This window comes from Janthinobacterium sp. EB271-G4-7A (genome assembly GCF_020858075.1).
Taxonomy (GTDB): Bacteria; Pseudomonadota; Gammaproteobacteria; order Burkholderiales; family Burkholderiaceae_D; genus Janthinobacterium; species Janthinobacterium lividum.
On record NZ_JACYMI010000004.1, the window covers coordinates 181,718 to 199,252 of the forward strand.

Genomic DNA, 17,535 nt, shown 5'->3' on the forward strand with positions numbered 1-17,535 from the left:
TTCGTTTTGATTATAGACCATGTTGCCGCACACTCTAGCGCATTCACATTAAATCTCGATGACATCATGACCGTGCACACCCACATCCTTGGCTTTCCCCGTATCGGCGCCGCGCGTGAATTGAAACTGGCGCTGGAAAGCCACTGGCGCGGCGAGCTGTCCGAGGCGGCCCTGGAAGCGACGGGCCGGCAACTGCGGGCGCGCCACTGGGCCCTGCAACGCGACGCCGGTCTCGACTACGTTACCGTGGGCGACTTCGCCTTTTACGACCAGGTGGCCAACCATATCCAGCTGCTGGGCTGCGAACCGGCCCGTTTCAGCTTCGCGCCAGAGCAGTCGCCGCTGTCACGCTATTTCACCATGGCGCGCGGCGCAGACACGCACGCCGCCCATGCCGGCTGCGGCCACGCGCACCATGCACACGCCGCCGGCACTGCCGCGCTGGAAATGACCAAGTGGTTCGACACCAATTACCATTACCTGGTGCCCGAATTGTCGCCGCAGACCCGGTTTTCTCTCGCTTGCGAGCGCCTGCTGGCGGAAGTGGCCGAGGCGCAGGCGCTGGGCCACCAGGTCAAGGCGGCCTTGATCGGCCCCCTCACCTTCCTCTGGCTGGGCAAGGAAAAGACGCCCGGCGAGTCAAGCTTCGACCGCCTGGCCCTGCTGGAACAATTGCTGCCCGTCTACGGCGCCCTGCTCGACCGCCTGAAACAGCAAGGCGTGGCATGGGTGCAGCTCGACGAGCCGATCCTGGGCCTGGACTTGCCTGGTGCCTGGCGCAGTGCCTTCGAAAGCGCCTACTGGCAGCTGAACCAGGTGGGTATAAATATCCTGCTGGCCACGTATTTCTCGCCGCTGGAAGAAAACCTCAGCCTGACGTGCCGCCTGCCCGTGGCCGGCCTGCATGTGGACGGCATCCGCGCGCCGCATGAATTGATCAGCGTGACGGACTGGCTGCCCGCGCATAAAGTCTTGTCGGTCGGTATCGTCGATGGCCGCAATATCTGGCGCACCGACCTCGACGCGGCCCTGGCCGTGCTGCAGCCGCTGGCGGCCAAACGCAACGGCCACCTGTGGCTGGCGCCGTCGTGCTCGCTGCTGCACGTGCCGTTCAGCCTGGCAGCCGAGACGGAGCTCGATGGTGACCTCCAGAGCTGGCTGGCGTTCGCCACGGAAAAACTGTCCGAAATCGCCGCCCTCAAGGGCGCGCTCGCAGGCCGTCCCGATGATGCCGCGCTGGCCGCGTCTCGCCTGGCTATCGCCGGCCGCCGTGCCAGTCCCCGCGTGCACCGCCCGCAAGTGGCGCAGCGCCTGCAAGCGCTCACGCCCACCGTCGACCGCCGCGATTCCAGCTTCCCGCAGCGCCAGGCCATGCAGCGCGCGCGTTTGCAACTGCCCGACTTCCCGACGACGACCATCGGTTCCTTCCCGCAGACGACGGCCATCCGCGCCGCCCGCGCCAGTTTCAAGCGAGGCGAACTGGCTGTGAACGACTACGCACAGCAGATGCGCGCCGAGATCGCCCACGCCGTGAGCCGCCAGGAAGCGCTGGGCCTGGACGTGCTCGTGCATGGCGAAGCGGAACGCAACGACATGGTCGAATACTTCGGCGAGCAACTGGACGGCTTTATCTTCTCGCGCCAGGGCTGGGTGCAATCGTACGGCTCGCGCTGTGTGAAGCCACCCGTCATTTACGGCGACGTGCAGCGCCCCACCGCCATGACCGTCGAATGGACGGTGCACGCGCAAAGCCTGACGCATAAACCGGTGAAGGGCATGCTGACGGGTCCGGTCACGATCCTGCAATGGTCGTTCGTGCGCGACGACCAGCCGCGCGCCACGACGGCGCTGCAACTGGCCCTGGCCATCCGCGACGAGGTAGCCGACCTGGAAACGGCCGGCATCGGCATCATCCAGATCGACGAGCCGGCCATTCGCGAAGGCTTGCCGCTGCGCCGCGGCCGGTGGGACGCCTATCTGGCCTGGGCCACGCGCGCCTTCCGCATCGCCGCGTCCGTCGTCAGCGACACGACGCAAATCCACACCCACATGTGCTATGCCGAGTTCAACGACATCCTGCCGCAGATCGCCGCCATGGACGCCGACGTCATCACGATCGAGACGAGCCGCTCCGACATGGAACTGCTGAAGGGTTTTGGCCAGTTCCAGTATCCGAACGAAATCGGCCCCGGCGTGTACGACATCCACTCGCCGCGCCTCCCCTCGACTCTCGACATGGTGAAATTGCTGCAAAAAGCCAGTACGGTCATTCCGCCAGCCAATTTATGGGTCAACCCGGACTGCGGCTTGAAAACGCGGGGCTGGGCGGAAACGGAGGCGGCTTTAAAAAATATGGTCGCGGCGGCGCAGCAGATGCGCGCGGCGGCATGACATAGGCCTACCCAGGCCGCATGCAGGGCTGCTTTCAGGGCGGCGCACCGGTTTTCCGGGGCGCCGTCCGTTTTTTTTGACATGAAGTAGGTGTTGCCCTGCGGAATAGCACGCGCCAGGCCCCTGATGCTGATTTTTTTGCAGTAGAATGCAAGAAATTTACTGCTCCCATTGTTGCCGTACGGAACATCTGGCCTGCCGCAGTTTCACTTTGATAAATGTTTATGTCCAAAAGCCCGTCGCAGAAGCCTATCGAAATCAAGATTTCCACCGTCGTTGCTGTCTCCGCCATTCTGCATAGCGCCGATACGCAGGCACTCGATGCCGCCTTGCGCGACATGACGGGAGGCGTGGCCGACTTTTTCGAGGATGACCTGGCCGTGCTGGACGTGGCGGCCTTGCCGCCCGGCGGCGTGCCCATCGACTGGGCCGCCCTCGTGGCCCTGCTGAAAAAATACCGCTTGAATGCCGTCGCCGTGCGCAATGCGCCGGCCGACATGCATGACGCCATCCTGGCGCAAGGCTTGAGCCTCGACAGCGGCAAGACGCGCGACGATGCGCCGCCCAAGGATGGCCCCAAGGATACGCCCACGGCCGCCGCCCAGTCGGGCGCCGACGCGCAAGTGATGGTGATCGACACGCCCGTGCGCGCCGGCCAGCGCATTTATGCGCGCGGCTGCGACCTGATCATCACCGCCGTCGTCAACAATGGCGCTGAAATCATCGCCGACGGCAGCATCCACGTGTATTCCTCGCTGTACGGCCGCGCGCTGGCCGGCGCCTCGGGCAATGCCCAGGCGCGCATCTTCGCGCTGGCCATGGAACCGGAACTGGTCTCGATCGCCGGCGTGTACCGCACGTTCGAGGATGGTTTCCCTGCGGAAATGGCGCGCGGACCCGCGCAAATTCGTTTGGCTGGCGACAGAATCGATATACACTCTGTCAATCCGGTCACTCCTGTGAACCGCTCTTAAGCTGCACAATTCAAGAGATATCTGAAAAGGATTATTTGTGGCAAGAATTATTGTTGTGACGTCCGGCAAGGGCGGTGTCGGCAAGACGACCTCTAGCGCCAGTTTTTCCACTGGCCTGGCCATGCGCGGCCACAAGACAGCCGTGCTCGACTTCGACGTGGGCCTGCGTAACCTCGACCTGATCATGGGTTGCGAACGCCGCGTCGTCTACGACCTGATCAATGTGATCAACAAAGAGGCCACGCTGAACCAGGCCTTGATCAAGGACAAGCACTGCGACAACCTGTTCATCCTGCCTGCCTCGCAAACGCGCGACAAGGATGCCTTGTCGGAAGAGGGCGTGGAACGCGTGTTGAACGACCTGATCAACATGGGTTTCGAGTTCATCATCTGCGATTCGCCGGCCGGCATCGAGCATGGCGCGCTGATGGCGCTGACGTTTGCCGACGAAGCCATCATCGTCACCAACCCGGAAGTGTCGTCGGTGCGCGATTCGGACCGCATCCTCGGCATCCTGCAAGCCAAGTCGCGCCGCGCGCAGACGGGCGGCGAGCCCGTCAAGGAACATTTGCTGATCACCCGCTACTCGCCGAAACGCGTGGAATCGGATGAAATGCTGTCCTACCAGGACGTGCAGGAAATCCTGCGCATCCCGCTGGTGGGGATCATTCCGGAATCGGAGCAAGTGCTGGCCGCCTCGAACCAGGGCAATCCGGCCATCCATTTCACGGGCACGGACGTGGCGCAAGCCTATGAAGACGTGGTCTCGCGTTTCCTCGGCGAAGATGTCGAGTTGCGCTTTACCAACTATGAAAAGCCTGGATTACTCCAGCGCATTTTTGGGGCGAAGTGATATGGCCTTGCTTTCTTTCCTGTTCCCCCCCAAGCCGAAGACGGCCACCGCGGCCAAGGAACGCCTGCAGATCATCATCGCCCGCGAACGCAGCGGACGCGATGGTCCGGACTTCCTGCCCGCCCTGCACAAGGAATTGATCGCCGTCATTTCCAAGTACACCAAGGTGAATGCCGACGACATCAAGATTTCGCTGGACCGCCAGGGCAACCTGGAGGTGCTCGACGTCAACGTCGTGCTGCCGGACGCCTAAGCGTTAATCCGGCCTGACCGTGAGCAATTCCTGCGCCACCGCGGCGCAGGCGTTCACGTGCTGGTTGCCGATCTGGCGGAATACGGCGTAGCCAATGGCTGCCGCCACCGCCTGTCCGGCAAACGGCACGAAGCGCGCCACCTGCTTGGTGGCAATCTTGACGCCACTGCGCTTGAGCAGGTGGAGGATCAGTTCGCGCGATACCAGCTTTCCCACCAACATGCCGCCCATGCCCACCGCCGCGCGGTAGGCCATCATCTTGAACTGCGGGTTGAGGCGCTCGATCTGCTCGGGCGTGAGGCCGAATTCGTGGTTGATATCATTGATCAGCATGGAAAACAGACCGACATCCGACATCAGGTCGATGCCGGGAATGGGAATGGCCGAAGCGCCCGCCGACATCATGGCACGCCGCTGCACCAGGCGCCGGCAACGCTCGCGCACTTGCTCGATTTCGGCACGACTGCCCGGTATCAGTGTCCAATCGGTAGTGCTCTTGTCTGACATGGCCGTTTCTCCGCGAGTAGGGGGTAGATGAACAAGTGTAACGTAAAGGCCTCAGCTGCCGATTTCACTGGACACAGTTGCAATCTCTGTTATATTTCACTTGAGCATTCCTTAACATTACGATAAGCAGAGCGGACCGTCTGTTTGTTGCTACACACTCCAGCCAATTATGCGAATTGCCGTACTCGATAGCGACCATAGCCAGGCAGAACTGATCTGCCAGGTGCTCACCGCCGCCGGCCACGCTTGCCACGAGTTTCAAAGTGCCAAGGACATGCTGGGGCAACTGCGCAAGGACAGTTGCGACATGCTCATCCTCGACTGGCATGTGAGCGATCTGGACGGTGCAGAAGTCTTGCGCCGAGCCCGGGAAAAACTGGCGCCCAAGGCACCCGTGTTGTTTATGACCAACAGTTCCGGCGAAGACGACGTGGTGGCGGGCATGACGGCAGGCGCCGACGACTACATGATCAAGCCCCTGCGGCGCAGCGAGCTGACCTTGCGCACCCAGGCGCTGCTGCGTGTGGCCTACCCGGCCCAGAATGGCGCGGAATACTTGCAATTCGGTCATTACACATTTGAAACCCGCCCCGGCCGCCTGCTGCGCGATGGCGAAGTGCTGGACGTGACGCACAAGGAATTCGCCCTGGCGCTGCTGTTTTTCCGCAACCTGGGCCGTCCCCTGTCGCGCGCCTACATCCACGAAGCCGTGTGGCAGCGCGACACGGCCTTGCCTTCGCGCACCATGGATACCCACGTCTCGCGCGTGCGCAACAAGCTGCAGCTGAAACCGGAACACGGCTACAGGCTGGTGCCCGTCTACAGCTACGGTTATCGCCTGGAAAAACTGGGCGGCTGAACGGCGGCAAACGGCTGACCTGCTCAAAGCGCGGGGACAAAGCGCTATAATGTCGGCATAAGTCATCCCAACAGCCCTGAAATGCAACTGCTCGCCGTCGGCCTCAACCATACCACCGCCCCAGTGTCGCTCCGCGAACAGCTGGCGTTTGCGCCTGAGCAATTGGGTTCGGCGGTGATGGCGGCGCGCACCTGGTTCCAGCGCATCGACTTGCGCGACAACGACGAAGCGGCCATCCTGTCGACCTGCAACCGCACCGAGCTGTATGCGGCCAGCCACGTGCCCAATCCGCTCGACGCGGGCGCGCATTTCCTGGCCGATTATCACAAGCTCAACTACAGCGAGCTGCGCCCCCACTTATATATGCTGCCGCAGCACGATGCCGTGCGCCACACCTTCCGCGTCGCCTCCGGGCTCGATTCAATGGTGCTGGGCGAAACGCAGATCCTGGGCCAGATCAAGGACGCCATCCGCACGGCCGACGAAGCGGGCGGCCTGGGCACGTATCTGCACCAGTTGTTCCAGCGCAGCTTTTCCGTCGCCAAGGAAGTGCGCAGCAGCACGGAAATCGGCGCGCACAGCGTGTCCATGGCGGCCGCCGCCGTGCGCCTGTCGCAGCGCATCTTCGACAAGATCGCCGAGCAGAACGTGCTGTTCATCGGCGCCGGCGAAATGATCGAATTGTGCGCCACGCACTTCGCGGCGCAAAACCCGAAAAGCATCACCATTGCCAACCGCACCATGGAACGGGGCGAGGAGCTGGCGCACCGCTTCAACGGCAAGGCCATCCGCCTGGCCGACCTGCCGGAGCAGCTGCACCAGTTCGATATCGTCATCTCGTGCACGGCGTCGTCCTTGCCGCTGCTGGGCCTGGGCCTGGTCGAGCGCGCCATCAAGGCGCGCCGCCACAAGCCCATGTTCATGGTCGACCTGGCCGTGCCGCGCGACATCGAAGCGGAAGTGGGCCGTTTGAACGACGTCTTCCTGTACACGGTCGACGATCTGGGCAAGGTCGTGCAGACGGGCCTGGAAAGCCGGCAGGCGGCCGTGGCGCAAGCCGAAGCCATCATCGAGACGCGCGTGCAATCGTTCATGAGCTGGGTCGATGACCGCGCCATGGTGCCCGTGATCCAGCATTTGCATGAAAACAGCGAAGCGCTGCGCCTGATGGAAGTGGAACGGGCGCGCAAGATGCTGGCCAAGGGCGCCGACATCGACGCCGTCCTGGAAGCGCTGTCGAAAGGCTTGACGGCCAAGTTCCTGCACGGCCCGCAGCAAGCGCTGCACCACGCGCAAGGCGACGAGCGCAAGCAGCTGGTCACCCTGCTGCCAAAACTGTTCCGCCCCCGCCGTTAGCGCAGCCCCGCTGGCCGCCCGCGCGCGACCACCCCCTGCCCGCCTGCCGGGCCTGCACCATCCCTACACTCTTTTACCGCGAATCGCTATGAAACCATCCATGCTGGCCAAACTCGATCAACTGGCGAACCGCCTGGTCGAACTCGACGAACTGCTGATGCACCCGGACGCCACGTCGAACATGGACAGCTACCGCAAGATGACGCGCGAGCACGCCGAACTGGGTCCGCTGGTCGCCCTGTACCATTCCTACCAGGAAGCGGGCAACGATATTACGACAGCGCAAGAGATGTTGTCCGATCCGGACATGAAGGAATTCGCCCAGGAAGAAATCGAGGCGGCCAAGACCACCATGGCGCGGCTGGAGCGCGAATTGCAAACCATGCTGCTGCCGAAGGACGTCAATGACGAACGCAATATCTTCCTGGAAATTCGCGCCGGCACGGGCGGCGATGAATCGGCCCTGTTCGCCGGCGACCTGCTGCGCATGTACACGCGCTTTGCCGAACGCAACCGCTGGCAGGTGGAACTGGTGTCGGCATCCGACTCCGACCTGGGCGGCTACCGCGAAGTGATCGTGCGCGTAGTGGGTAACGGCGCGTATTCAAAGCTGAAATTCGAGTCGGGCGGCCACCGCGTGCAGCGCGTGCCGGCCACGGAAACGCAAGGCCGCATCCACACGTCCGCCTGCACGGTGGCCGTGATGCCGGAAGCCGATGAAGTGGAAGACGTCAACATCAACCCGGCCGACCTGCGCATCGACACCTACCGCGCCTCGGGCGCCGGTGGACAGCACATCAACAAAACGGACTCCGCCGTGCGCATCACCCACTTGCCGACCGGCATCGTGGTGGAATGCCAGGATGACCGCAGCCAGCACAAGAACAAGGCGCAGGCGATGAAAGTGCTGGCCGCGCGCATCAAGGACGTGCAGCTGCGCGAACAGCAGTCGAAGGAAGCGGCCACCCGCAAGAGCCTGATCGGCTCGGGCGACCGCAGCGAGCGCATCCGCACCTATAATTTCCCGCAAGGCCGCCTGACGGACCACCGCATCAATTTGACCTTGTATAAGCTGGACTTCATCATGGATGGGGATTTGACGGACTTGACGAATGCGCTGGCGGCAGAGCACCAGGCGGAACTGCTGGCTGCCTTGGGCGATTAAACGCTGACACCGTTGTTGTCGGCTTACGCTACGCTAAGCCGACCTACCGAGTTTGTAGGTCGGCTTAGCGCGCAGCGCGTAAGCCGACAGCTTTAAGTAGCGGCTAAGCAATAAAAATCCAGCCTTGTGCGAAAATGACCAGCTCGATTCCATCCACCTCACCGTGTCGCCCATGAAAAATTCACGCACCGTCCTCCTGTCGATCGCCGCCCTGTGTTTCCTGATGCTGGGCGTGGCCATGTATTTGCAGCATGCCATGAACATGGCGCCGTGCCCGCTGTGCGTGATCCAGCGCTACCTGTTCCTCGCCATCGGCATCGCCTGCCTGGCCGGCGCGGCCGCCAACCGTCCAAAGATCGGCGCCGGCATCGGCTTGCTGGCGGCCCTGGGCGGCCTGGGCGTGGGCGCCAAGCATCTGTACGTGCTGGCCAACCCCGGCTTCTCGTGCGGCATCGATCCGGTGGAAACGGCGCTGAACAAGATTTTCACGGCGCAAGTCATGCCCTTCATGTTTGAATCCTATGGCGCCTGCGAAAACGCCGGCGAGCCGTTTTTCGGCCTGTCGATTCCGCAATGGGCGTTCATCTGGTTCGCCATTTTTAGCGTCGGCCTGCTGTGGACCTTGCTGCGCCGTCAGAAATAATTGAAAGCACCATGCCAGAAACACTGATCCCCGCCGGCAGCACTGTCGGCGCCCTGCAAATCCGTCCACTGCTCGATCCGCTCGACAACCGCATCCTGCTGGGCCATGCGCTGGGCCTGTCGCGCGTGAGCCTGATCACGCAATCGGAGCGTGTGCTCACTCCCGATGAAGCCCAACGCCTGTCCAGCTTGCTGGCACGCCGCCTGCAGGGCGAGCCGATCGCCTACATCGTGGGCCAGCGCGAATTCTTCGGCCTGCCGTTCGAAGTGAACGACGCCGTGCTGATCCCCCGCCCCGACACGGAAGTGCTGGTGGAACTGGCACTCGAGCGCCTGCCGCCCGGCGGACGGGTGCTCGACATGGGCACGGGCAGCGGCGCCATTGCCGTCGCGCTGGCACACACGCGGCCCGACGCCGTCGTCACGGCCCTGGATGTCAGCAGCACGGCGCTGGCCGTGGCGCGCCGCAACGCCAGCGCCAATGGCGTCAACATCACCTTCATGGCCAGCGACTGGTTCGAAGCGCTGGGCACGGAAAAGTTCGACCTGATCGTCTCGAATCCCCCCTACATCGCCAGCGGCGACCGCCACCTGGCCGAAGGCGATCTGCGCTTCGAGCCTGCCGGCGCGCTGACCGACCATGCGGATGGCCTGTCGGCCCTGCGCACCATCGTCTCCGGCGCCGCGCGCCACCTGGCGTCAGGCGCCTGGCTGCTGATGGAGCACGGCTATGACCAGGCAGCATCCGTGCGCGGCTTGCTGGCCGACGCCGGCTACAGCAAAGTGCAAAGCTGGCGCGACCTGGCCGGCATCGAACGAGTCAGCGGCGCCCGCCTGGGCTGACCGCCGCCACCTGCGCAAAGCTTGACCCGGCAGCGCGCCAGATCCCCCCACAGTTTGTTAAAATATCAAGCGAATTCCTGACCGAAGCGCCGTCCCCGCTCCCCGGGGCGGACGCTGGCGACGCGGCGTTTTTTGGGCCGGCGCCGACGCATTTGCCAAAATTCGGTTAATCTCAGCACAAATTATTTATATGCTGCACAAGAAAGGAAGCTCAAATTGCCCAACCTGTTGACTCGCCGCCTGGCATTGCTGACTGAAGATGCCAACCGCGCGCTGCTGGGCGGCTTGCGCGGCATCGAGCGTGAAACCCTGCGCGTTGACCACGCCGGCCATCTGGCTTCCACGCCCCACCCCGTCGCCCTGGGTTCGGCGCTGACGCACCCAGAAATCACCACCGACTACGCCGAAGCGCTGCTCGAATTCATCACCCCGGCCGAAGCCGACATCGGCGTCACGCTCGACAAGCTCGACACCGTGCACCGCCACGCCTACAGCCGCCTGGGCGACGAATTGCTGTGGAGCCAGTCGATGCCGTGCCAGCTGCCGCCCGAAGCGGAGATAGCGATCGCCAACTACGGCAGCTCGAACATGGGCATGCTCAAGCACGTCTACCGGCGCGGCCTGGCCTTGCGTTACGGCAAAGCCATGCAATGCATCGCCGGCATCCATTACAACTATTCGCTCGACGAACAGCTGTGGCAAGTGCTGGCCAGCAATCCGGACACCAGCGCCAGCCCGACACACGCGGCGGCCACGCCGAAAGACGTGCAGTCGGAAAGCTATCTGGCGACGATCCGCAATTTCCGCCGCTACAGCTGGCTGCTGATGTACCTGTTCGGCGCTTCGCCGGCCCTGTCCGCCGGTTTCCTGCGCGGCCGCGCGCACAAGCTCGACACCTTGTCCGACGACACCTTGTTCCTGCCGTATGCCACCAGCCTGCGCATGAGCGACCTCGGCTACCAGAACGATGCCCAGTCCGGCCTGCGCCCGCACGAAAACAGCCTGGACGACTACGTCAACGCGCTCACGCATGCCGTCAACGACCCGTATCCGCCGTACGAAGCGCTGGGAACAAAAAAAGAGGGCGAGTGGATCCAGTTGTCCACCAACGTGCTGCAGATCGAAAATGAATACTATTCGACCATCCGCCCGAAACGCGTGATCCGCACGGGCGAGCGCCCGATCCAGGCCCTGTGCCTGCGCGGCGTGCAATACATCGAAGTGCGCTGCATGGATGTCGACCCGTTCGAACCGGTCGGCATCAGCCTGGAAACGGGTCGCTTCCTCGACGCGTTCCTGCTGTTCTGCGCGCTCGACGACAGCGCTCCCATCTCGGCTGAGCAAAGCGCCTGCTACACGAACAATTTCGCCCGCACCGTCAAGGAAGGCCGCAAGCCGGGCTTGACCCTGCGCCGCGATGGCGAGGACATCACCCTGCAGGCGTGGGGCGAGGAATTGCTGGCGCGCATCGCCCCCGTGGCGGCCCTGCTGGACGCGCGCCTTGGCGGTACGCAGCACGCGGACAGCCTGGCGGCGCAAGCCATCAAGCTGGCCGACCCGGATGCGACGCCATCGGCGAAGGTCCTGGCCGAACTGCGCGCCAACGGCGGCTCGTTTGCCGCCTTCGGCCTGCGCCAGAGCGAGCGCCACGCCGCCTATTTCCGCACGCATCCGGCAACACCGGAACAAAGCGCGTATTTCGACGAGATGGCCGCCAGCTCGCTGGCCGAGCAGCGCGCCATGGAAGCGGCGCCCGCCGGCAGCTTCGACGATTTCGTCGCCGCCTACCGCGCCAGCACCCTGTGTTCGCACACCTGATCCTGCCTGACTTCCTGCCTGGCGCCCCATGCTGACCTTCTACAATGAATTGCACAGCCAGCATCGGGGCCGCTTCGAAATGTTTCGCGGCACCATGGTGCCCTGCTTCGAGACGCCCGAGCGGGCCGACATGGTGGTGGCGGAACTGGGACGGCGCAACCTGGGCCGCATCGTCACGCCGCACGGCGTGCCGCTGACCTCGCTGGAGCGCATCCACACGCCGCGCTACCTGCATTTCCTGCGCCACGCGTGGCACGACTGGCTGGCGCTCGACCCCGACAATGCGGGCAGGGATGCCTTGCCGTCCGTGTGGCCCGTGCGCACCCTGCGCAGCGACATCGAACCGGACGACTTCACGGCCAAGCTGGGCCTGTACTCGATGGACAACGGCACGCCACTGACGGCCGGCACGTGGACGGCGGCCAAGACGGGCGCCGACTGCGCCGTCAACGCGGCCCATGCGCTGCGCCTGGGCGAGCGGGCCACGTTTGCCCTGACGCGCCCGCCGGGCCACCACGCGGGCAGCGATTTCTTTGGCGGCTACTGTTTTCTCAACAACGCTGCCCTGGCCGCGCAGCATTTGCTCGACGACGGCGCCCGCAAGGTCGCCATCCTCGATATCGATTACCACCACGGCAACGGCACGCAAAGCATCTTTTACCAGCGCGACGACGTGCTGTTCGCCTCCATCCACGCCGACCCGCGCAGCGAATATCCGTTTTACCTGGGGCACGCCGATGAAACGGGCAGCGGCGCGGGGCTCGGCTACAACGTCAACCTGCCGCTGCCATCCGGCAGCAGCACGGCCAGCTGGTTCGCCGCGCTGGAAACGGCCTGCCTGCGCATCAATATGTATGCGCCCGACGCGCTGGTGGTCTCGCTCGGCGTGGATACTTTCGCCGGCGACCCGCTGTCGCACTTCTCCCTGCAAAGCGGCGACTACCTGCGCGTGGGCGAACGCCTCGCGCATCTGAACCTGCCCACCGCCTTCATCCTCGAAGGCGGCTATGCGGTGAAGGAAATCGGCATCAATGTCGTCAATGTGCTCGAAGGCTTTGAAACGGCTGATTAAGAGCGCCTGACAGAACCGTAGCGAGCGGCAGTGAGTTGCGGCTGAGAGGCGCAGCTGTGCGAATGCACAGTGAGCATCGGAGGCCGCAAATCGCGACGCGCAGTAGATTATGTCAGGAGCTCTAAGCCGGCCTACATATTCCGGAACAGCGCCATGAACGGCTGGCTCACGGCCAGGGTTTCCGGCCGCGTCTTCAGGCGCAAGGCGCCGCGTCCCACCTCGTCGCGCGTGACGGACGCCACCATCTTCATGTTGACGATGGTGGAGCGGTGGATCTGCTTGAAAATGGCCGGGTCGAGCACGTCGAGCAGTTCGCGGATCGGCTTGCGCAGCAGCGCCTCGCCTTCCGCCGTCATGACGGCCGTGTACTTGGTGTCGGACTGAAAATAGGCGATGTCTTCCACCATGATCAGCCGCGTATCCTTGCCGCTGCTGGCCGTCAGCCAGACCAGCGGCGGCGACTTGGCGGCCGCCGGCAAGGCGCTGCTCAATTGCTGCAGCAAGCCGGCCAGCGCGCCGTCATCCACCTGGGTCTTGCCGGCCCGTGCCTGCACGCGCTGCACGGTCGCCTGCAGGCGCTCGCGGGCTATGGGTTTCAATAAATAGTCGACGGCGCCCTTGTCAAAGGCATCGATCGCGTACTGATCGTAGGCGGTGACGAACACCACCTGCGTGGCGGGACTCGCTTCGAGCGCGCCGGCCGCCACTTCCAGCCCCGTCAATCCCGGCATGCGGATGTCGAGGAAGGCGATGTCGGGCTGATGCGTGGCGATGGCGTCGAGCGCCGCGCCGCCATCGTCGCAGGCGGCGACGATGCGCAAGTTGGGCCACTCTTCGGCCAGCAGGGCCACGAGCGCATCGCGCAGCAGGGTTTCGTCTTCGGCGATGACGCACGTCATCTCGGGCTTATGCATAGGAGACTCCCTGCGCCGTGCTGTCGGGTACCGTGATGGTGGCCGTCACGCCATCGGGGAAATTGGCGAGGATGGAAAACGATGCGGCCGCGCCATAGATCAGGCGCAGGCGTTCGCGCACATTGCGCAAGCCGATGCCCGTGCCGGCGCCATCGTCGCTGAAGCCCTTGCCATCGTCGGCCACCGTGACGATCACCGTGCCGTCGCCGCTGCGCGCCATGATCCAGATCGTGCCGCCGCCGCTTTTCGGCTCCAGGCCGTGCTTGATGGCGTTTTCCACCAGGGTTTGCAGCATCATCGGCGGCAGTTCCGCCTGGCGCAGGTATTGCGGCACTTCGATCTGCAGGTTCAGGCGTCCACCCATGCGGATTTTCAGGATATCGAGGTAGGCGCGCGCCCGTTCCAGTTCCGTGCCCAGGGTCGACATGGCTTGCTCCGTGCGCGGCAGCGAGTGGCGCAGGTACAGGATCAGATTACCGAGCATCTCGTCGGCACGCACGGGATCGCTGCGCGTGAGCAGCTGCGCACTGGCCAGGGTGTTGTACAGGAAGTGCGGCTCGACCTGTGCATGCAGCAGGCTCAGCTTGGCTACCGTGAGTTCCTTTTCCGTCACCGTCTGGCGCGCCTCGGCCTGCTCGCCGCGGCGGCGCTGCGCCACCCGGCGCGTCATCGCCCGCGTCACCGCTTCCGCGTTTTCCAGGTTGCTGCCATGGTCGACGAGGAACCAGTCGGTCCAGGCATTGCGCGCCGGCTCGCAGATCAGGGTCACGCTGCCCGCCTCGCCATTCGGCGTCACGGTGGCGAGAATCTGGTTCGGCCGCGGTTCAATGAAGCTCAGCAAGCGCATGCGGGGCAAGCCCGTGTGCGTGTAGGGTGCGGCGCGGCGCACGCGGGCCTGCACCTGCAGGCTGTCGCGCGCGCTTTCGACCACTTCGCTGCCCGGCAGTTCGCGGATGGCCGCGTCGATCATGTCGAACGCTTCGCCTGCCTCGAACGGGATCTCGATCTGGCGCCGCTGGCGGCTCGACAGGGTGCCGGCATTGACGGTGCCGGCGATCAGGCGCACGCGCCGCACGTGCGAAAACGCATTCGTGATGACGGCGCTGGCCAGCAGTGCGCCAACGATGACAAAGAAGCCTTCCGTCCGCCCGAAGATATAGCGCAGGAAATTCTCGACCAGGATCGCCGTGGCGATGATGTAGGTGAGCATCGTGGCCAGGGTGATGCGCAGGATAAAGAAGAGGCTAGTCATGATTTTTCCTTGGGGTGTGAAGTGGGGCCAAGCATAACCACCAGCCCCACCGGCGGTGGCCATTATGCGATGGAAGGGCAATACTGGCGACAAAGGCAAGAAAATAAAGCATAAATCCGCGCCCTTCCCAAATAAAATAGCTTGCAATTAAATAGTGCACGATATATATTGAGCACATGGACGCCGCAAATCGCTTCTTCAGACGGGCATCCTGGGGCAGTAGCCCACGAAACAAGTAGCACACTATTTAGTCGTTAACTATTTAACTCACCGAGGAAAACCATCATGTCGATCAAACAAGTCCTGTACCGCGCTCAAGCCACCGCCACCGGAGGCCGCGAAGGCCGTGCCGTGTCGTCCGACAATGTGCTGGACGTCAAGCTGACCACGCCAAAAGAACTGGGCGGCAATGGCGCCGTCGGCACCAATCCGGAACAACTGTTCGCTGCCGGCTACTCGGCCTGCTTCATCGGCGCCATGAAATTCGTCGGCGGCCGCGACAAGATCGCCCTGCCAGCGGACCTGTCCATCGAAGGCAACGTCGGTATCGGCGCCATCGAAACGGGCTTCGGCATCGAAGTGGAACTGAAAATTTCGCTGCCAGGCATGGAACGCGCCGCCGCCGAAGCGCTGGTCGCCGCCGCCCACATCGTGTGCCCCTACTCGAACGCCACGCGCGGCAACATCGACGTCACCTTGACGATCGTCTAAGCGTAACTGGGCTGCGGCGCATCGCGCTCTGCCGTCAAAACCGCACTGCCTGCATGGCAATGCGGTTTTTTTTGCGTGCGCCTTTAGAATGACGCTCTTTCCCTGATTTTTCGGAGCACTCATGATCGCTTGGCAATGGAACACGTTCGACGAACTCGGCCCCCACGATTTGTACCAGGTGCTGGCCTTGCGCCAGCGCGTGTTCGTCATCGAACAGCAGTGCATTTACCCGGACCTCGATGGCCATGACCAGCAAGCCATGCATTTGCTGGGCTGGCAAACGGCCGATGGCCAGCGCCGGCTGGCCGCGTACCTGCGCGTGCTGGCGCCCGGCGCCAAGTATGTGGAAATGTCGCTGGGCCGCGTGCTGACGGCGCCCGAGGCGCGCACCACGGGCGCCGGCAAGCATCTGCTGGCGGAAGGCATCGCGCGCGCGGAACGCCAGCACCCTGGCCACGCCATCCGCATCGGCGCCCAGCAGTATCTGGAGCGCTTCTACCAGTCCTTCGGCTTTGTCACCGTCAGCGCGCCCTACGATGAAGACGGCATACAGCACGTCGACATGCTGCGCGCGGTACCGCCGGGACCGGCGGCATGACGACGGCCCTCATTTCCTGGAGCGGCGGCAAGGATTCCTGCCTGGCCCTGTGGCGCGCGCGCAACGCCGGCACGAGCGTGCCGCTGTTGATCACGGCCATGGATGAAGACGGCCGCAAGTCGCGCTCGCACGGCGTGCCGCCCGCGCTGCTCGAGGCGCAGGCAGCCAGCCTGGGCGCGCGCCTGCAGCGCTATCACGCCAGCTGGGCCAGCTACGAAGAGCAATTCATCGCCATGCTGCGCGCGGCGAAAGACGAAGGCATCGCCCACGCCATCTTCGGCGACATCGACTTGCAGCCACACCGCGACTGGGAAGAAAATGTCTGCGCCAGCGCCGGTCTGACGGCCCACCTGCCCCTGTGGGGCGAGGATCGCCGCGCGCTGGTCGATGAGTTCCTTGCCGCCGGCTTCAAGGCCATCGTCGTGTGCATCAATGGCCAGCACTTGCCGCGCGCATTTTGCGGGCGCGAGTTCGACGCCGCCTTCCTCGCCGACCTGCCGCCCGGCGTCGACGCCTGCGGCGAAAACGGCGAATTCCACACCTTCGTCTACGACGGCCCCGCCTTCAGTGCACCGGTGGCGCTGCGCCGCACGCAAGTGCTGCAATATGACGCGCCAGCCAATCTGGGCGGCGCCACCTACTACTTCCAGGAACTGGCGCCGGTTTGAGTGGCCGCAAAAGCAAAAAGGGCGACTCCATGGAGTCGCCCTTTGTCCGTGCACCTTGCGCGTGCTTACTTCTTCTCCACTTTTCGCAGCGTGATGTCGAACACCAGACCGGCGTAAGGCGGGATCACCACAGCACCCGTCGCGTCACGGGTGCCGCTCACGCCATAGCCCAGGTCATACGGAATGAGCAGGCGGCGCGTGCCGCCTTCCTGCATGCCGACCATGCCACGGTCCCAGCCCAGGATATGTTTGCCGATACCCAGGATAAACGTATAACCCGAGAGAGAAGGAGACGCGTCGAATTGCACGCCTTTGCCGTCCGGCTTGCTCGCGTCGTACAGCCAGCCCGTGTAGACCACCGTCAAGGTATCGCCCGCCGCGGCGGCCGTGCCGGTGCCTTTCACCAGGTCGGGAAAGGCGAATTCTTTCACTTGCGTGTTCGGGTCAAGCACGACCGGCTTCTCGGTGTTGGCAGCAGCGCCGCAAGCGGTCAGGGCCACGGCGCAAGCGAGGGTGGCGATCATTTGAAATACCGATTTCATGGTTTCCCTTTAAATATTGGTGTGTGGCTAAGCCCGTACGGTGCGGACCGGTACGGGCTGGAGTTTAACAGGACTCGCGTAGCCCATTTGTAAGCAGACGTAAGCAAGGCAGTAAGT

18 protein-coding genes are annotated in these 17,535 nt (G+C 63.6%); 14 read left to right on the top strand and 4 right to left on the bottom strand.

The window, feature by feature from the left end; translation table 11 throughout:
- The first annotated feature begins 66 nt into the window (after positions 1–66).
- The 4 genes from metE to minE all read left to right on the top strand — a co-directional run bounded on the left by metE (position 67) and on the right by minE (position 4,471).
- Positions 67–2,391 (top strand): 5-methyltetrahydropteroyltriglutamate--homocysteine S-methyltransferase, encoded by a 2,325-nt coding sequence (metE, locus tag IGS58_RS23705; RefSeq protein ID WP_230522860.1) that lies wholly within the window; start codon positions 67–69, stop codon positions 2,389–2,391.
- Between the two features lie 224 nt (positions 2,392–2,615).
- Complete coding sequence (minC, locus tag IGS58_RS23710) at positions 2,616–3,365, top strand: septum site-determining protein MinC (protein ID WP_034783729.1); 750 nt, start codon at positions 2,616–2,618, stop codon at positions 3,363–3,365.
- A 37-nt stretch (positions 3,366–3,402) separates the two neighbouring features.
- Positions 3,403–4,218 carry a septum site-determining protein MinD gene (gene minD / locus IGS58_RS23715; RefSeq protein WP_034783730.1) on the top strand — a complete coding sequence of 272 codons (816 nt, stop codon included), beginning with the start codon at positions 3,403–3,405 and terminating at the stop codon, positions 4,216–4,218.
- Between the two features lies 1 nt (position 4,219).
- Complete coding sequence (gene minE, locus IGS58_RS23720; RefSeq protein WP_034752886.1) at positions 4,220–4,471, top strand: cell division topological specificity factor MinE; 252 nt, start codon at positions 4,220–4,222, stop codon at positions 4,469–4,471.
- A 3-nt stretch (positions 4,472–4,474) separates the two neighbouring features.
- On the opposite strand, the gene IGS58_RS23725 is transcribed toward minE, so the two are convergent.
- Entirely contained in the window at positions 4,475–4,978 is a 504-nt protein-coding gene (locus tag IGS58_RS23725) for a hypothetical protein (RefSeq protein ID WP_034783732.1), read from the bottom strand.
- A gap of 169 nt (positions 4,979–5,147) precedes the next feature.
- Here IGS58_RS23725 and IGS58_RS23730 point away from each other — a divergent pair, with 169 nt between their 5' ends.
- The 7 genes from IGS58_RS23730 to IGS58_RS23760 all read left to right on the top strand — a co-directional run bounded on the left by IGS58_RS23730 (position 5,148) and on the right by IGS58_RS23760 (position 12,733).
- Positions 5,148–5,837 (top strand): response regulator transcription factor, encoded by a 690-nt coding sequence (locus IGS58_RS23730; RefSeq protein ID WP_034783734.1) that lies wholly within the window; start codon positions 5,148–5,150, stop codon positions 5,835–5,837.
- An 81-nt stretch (positions 5,838–5,918) separates the two neighbouring features.
- Positions 5,919–7,193 carry a glutamyl-tRNA reductase gene (gene hemA, locus IGS58_RS23735; RefSeq protein ID WP_034783735.1) on the top strand — a complete coding sequence of 425 codons (1,275 nt, stop codon included), beginning with the start codon at positions 5,919–5,921 and terminating at the stop codon, positions 7,191–7,193.
- An 88-nt stretch (positions 7,194–7,281) separates the two neighbouring features.
- Positions 7,282–8,358 carry a peptide chain release factor 1 gene (gene prfA, locus IGS58_RS23740; protein ID WP_034783736.1) on the top strand — a complete coding sequence of 359 codons (1,077 nt, stop codon included), beginning with the start codon at positions 7,282–7,284 and terminating at the stop codon, positions 8,356–8,358.
- A 172-nt stretch (positions 8,359–8,530) separates the two neighbouring features.
- Complete coding sequence (locus tag IGS58_RS23745; RefSeq protein WP_034783901.1) at positions 8,531–9,001, top strand: disulfide bond formation protein B; 471 nt, start codon at positions 8,531–8,533, stop codon at positions 8,999–9,001.
- A gap of 11 nt (positions 9,002–9,012) precedes the next feature.
- A complete protein-coding gene (gene prmC / locus IGS58_RS23750; RefSeq protein WP_070258403.1) occupies positions 9,013–9,843 on the top strand; it encodes a peptide chain release factor N(5)-glutamine methyltransferase in 831 nt (276 codons plus the stop codon).
- Between the two features lie 216 nt (positions 9,844–10,059).
- Positions 10,060–11,661: a glutamate--cysteine ligase gene (gene gshA / locus IGS58_RS23755; RefSeq protein WP_230522861.1), complete on the top strand. Its 1,602-nt coding sequence runs from the start codon at positions 10,060–10,062 to the stop codon at positions 11,659–11,661.
- 28 nt (positions 11,662–11,689) lie between these two features.
- Positions 11,690–12,733 (top strand): histone deacetylase family protein, encoded by a 1,044-nt coding sequence (locus IGS58_RS23760; RefSeq protein ID WP_070258399.1) that lies wholly within the window; start codon positions 11,690–11,692, stop codon positions 12,731–12,733.
- 131 nt (positions 12,734–12,864) lie between these two features.
- On the opposite strand, the gene IGS58_RS23765 is transcribed toward IGS58_RS23760, so the two are convergent.
- Positions 12,865–13,647: a LytR/AlgR family response regulator transcription factor gene (locus IGS58_RS23765; protein ID WP_230522862.1), complete on the bottom strand. Its 783-nt coding sequence runs from the start codon at positions 13,645–13,647 to the stop codon at positions 12,865–12,867.
- Positions 13,640–14,899, bottom strand: a complete 1,260-nt coding sequence (locus tag IGS58_RS23770; protein WP_230522863.1) for a histidine kinase — start codon at positions 14,897–14,899, stop codon at positions 13,640–13,642. Before IGS58_RS23770 ends, IGS58_RS23765 begins: the two co-directional genes overlap by 8 nt.
- A 285-nt stretch (positions 14,900–15,184) precedes the next feature.
- Between IGS58_RS23770 and IGS58_RS23775 the strand changes: the two genes are divergently transcribed.
- The 3 genes from IGS58_RS23775 (at position 15,185) to IGS58_RS23785 (ending at position 16,876) form a co-directional block, all read left to right on the top strand.
- Complete coding sequence (locus tag IGS58_RS23775) at positions 15,185–15,610, top strand: organic hydroperoxide resistance protein (RefSeq protein WP_034783746.1); 426 nt, start codon at positions 15,185–15,187, stop codon at positions 15,608–15,610.
- A 121-nt stretch (positions 15,611–15,731) separates the two neighbouring features.
- The gene (locus IGS58_RS23780; protein WP_070258394.1) at positions 15,732–16,208 is read left to right on the top strand and encodes a GNAT family N-acetyltransferase; all 477 of its coding nucleotides are present in this window, start codon (positions 15,732–15,734) and stop codon (positions 16,206–16,208) included.
- Positions 16,205–16,876 carry a diphthine--ammonia ligase gene (locus IGS58_RS23785; protein ID WP_230522864.1) on the top strand — a complete coding sequence of 224 codons (672 nt, stop codon included), beginning with the start codon at positions 16,205–16,207 and terminating at the stop codon, positions 16,874–16,876. The genes IGS58_RS23780 and IGS58_RS23785 overlap by 4 nt, the downstream gene beginning before the upstream one ends.
- Before the next feature lie 65 nt (positions 16,877–16,941).
- Here the strand turns inward: IGS58_RS23785 and IGS58_RS23790 are convergent, their stop codons facing one another.
- Positions 16,942–17,418, bottom strand: coding sequence for an FKBP-type peptidyl-prolyl cis-trans isomerase (locus tag IGS58_RS23790; RefSeq protein ID WP_070258391.1), 477 nt, complete (start codon positions 17,416–17,418; stop codon positions 16,942–16,944).
- Positions 17,419–17,535 lie beyond the last annotated feature (117 nt).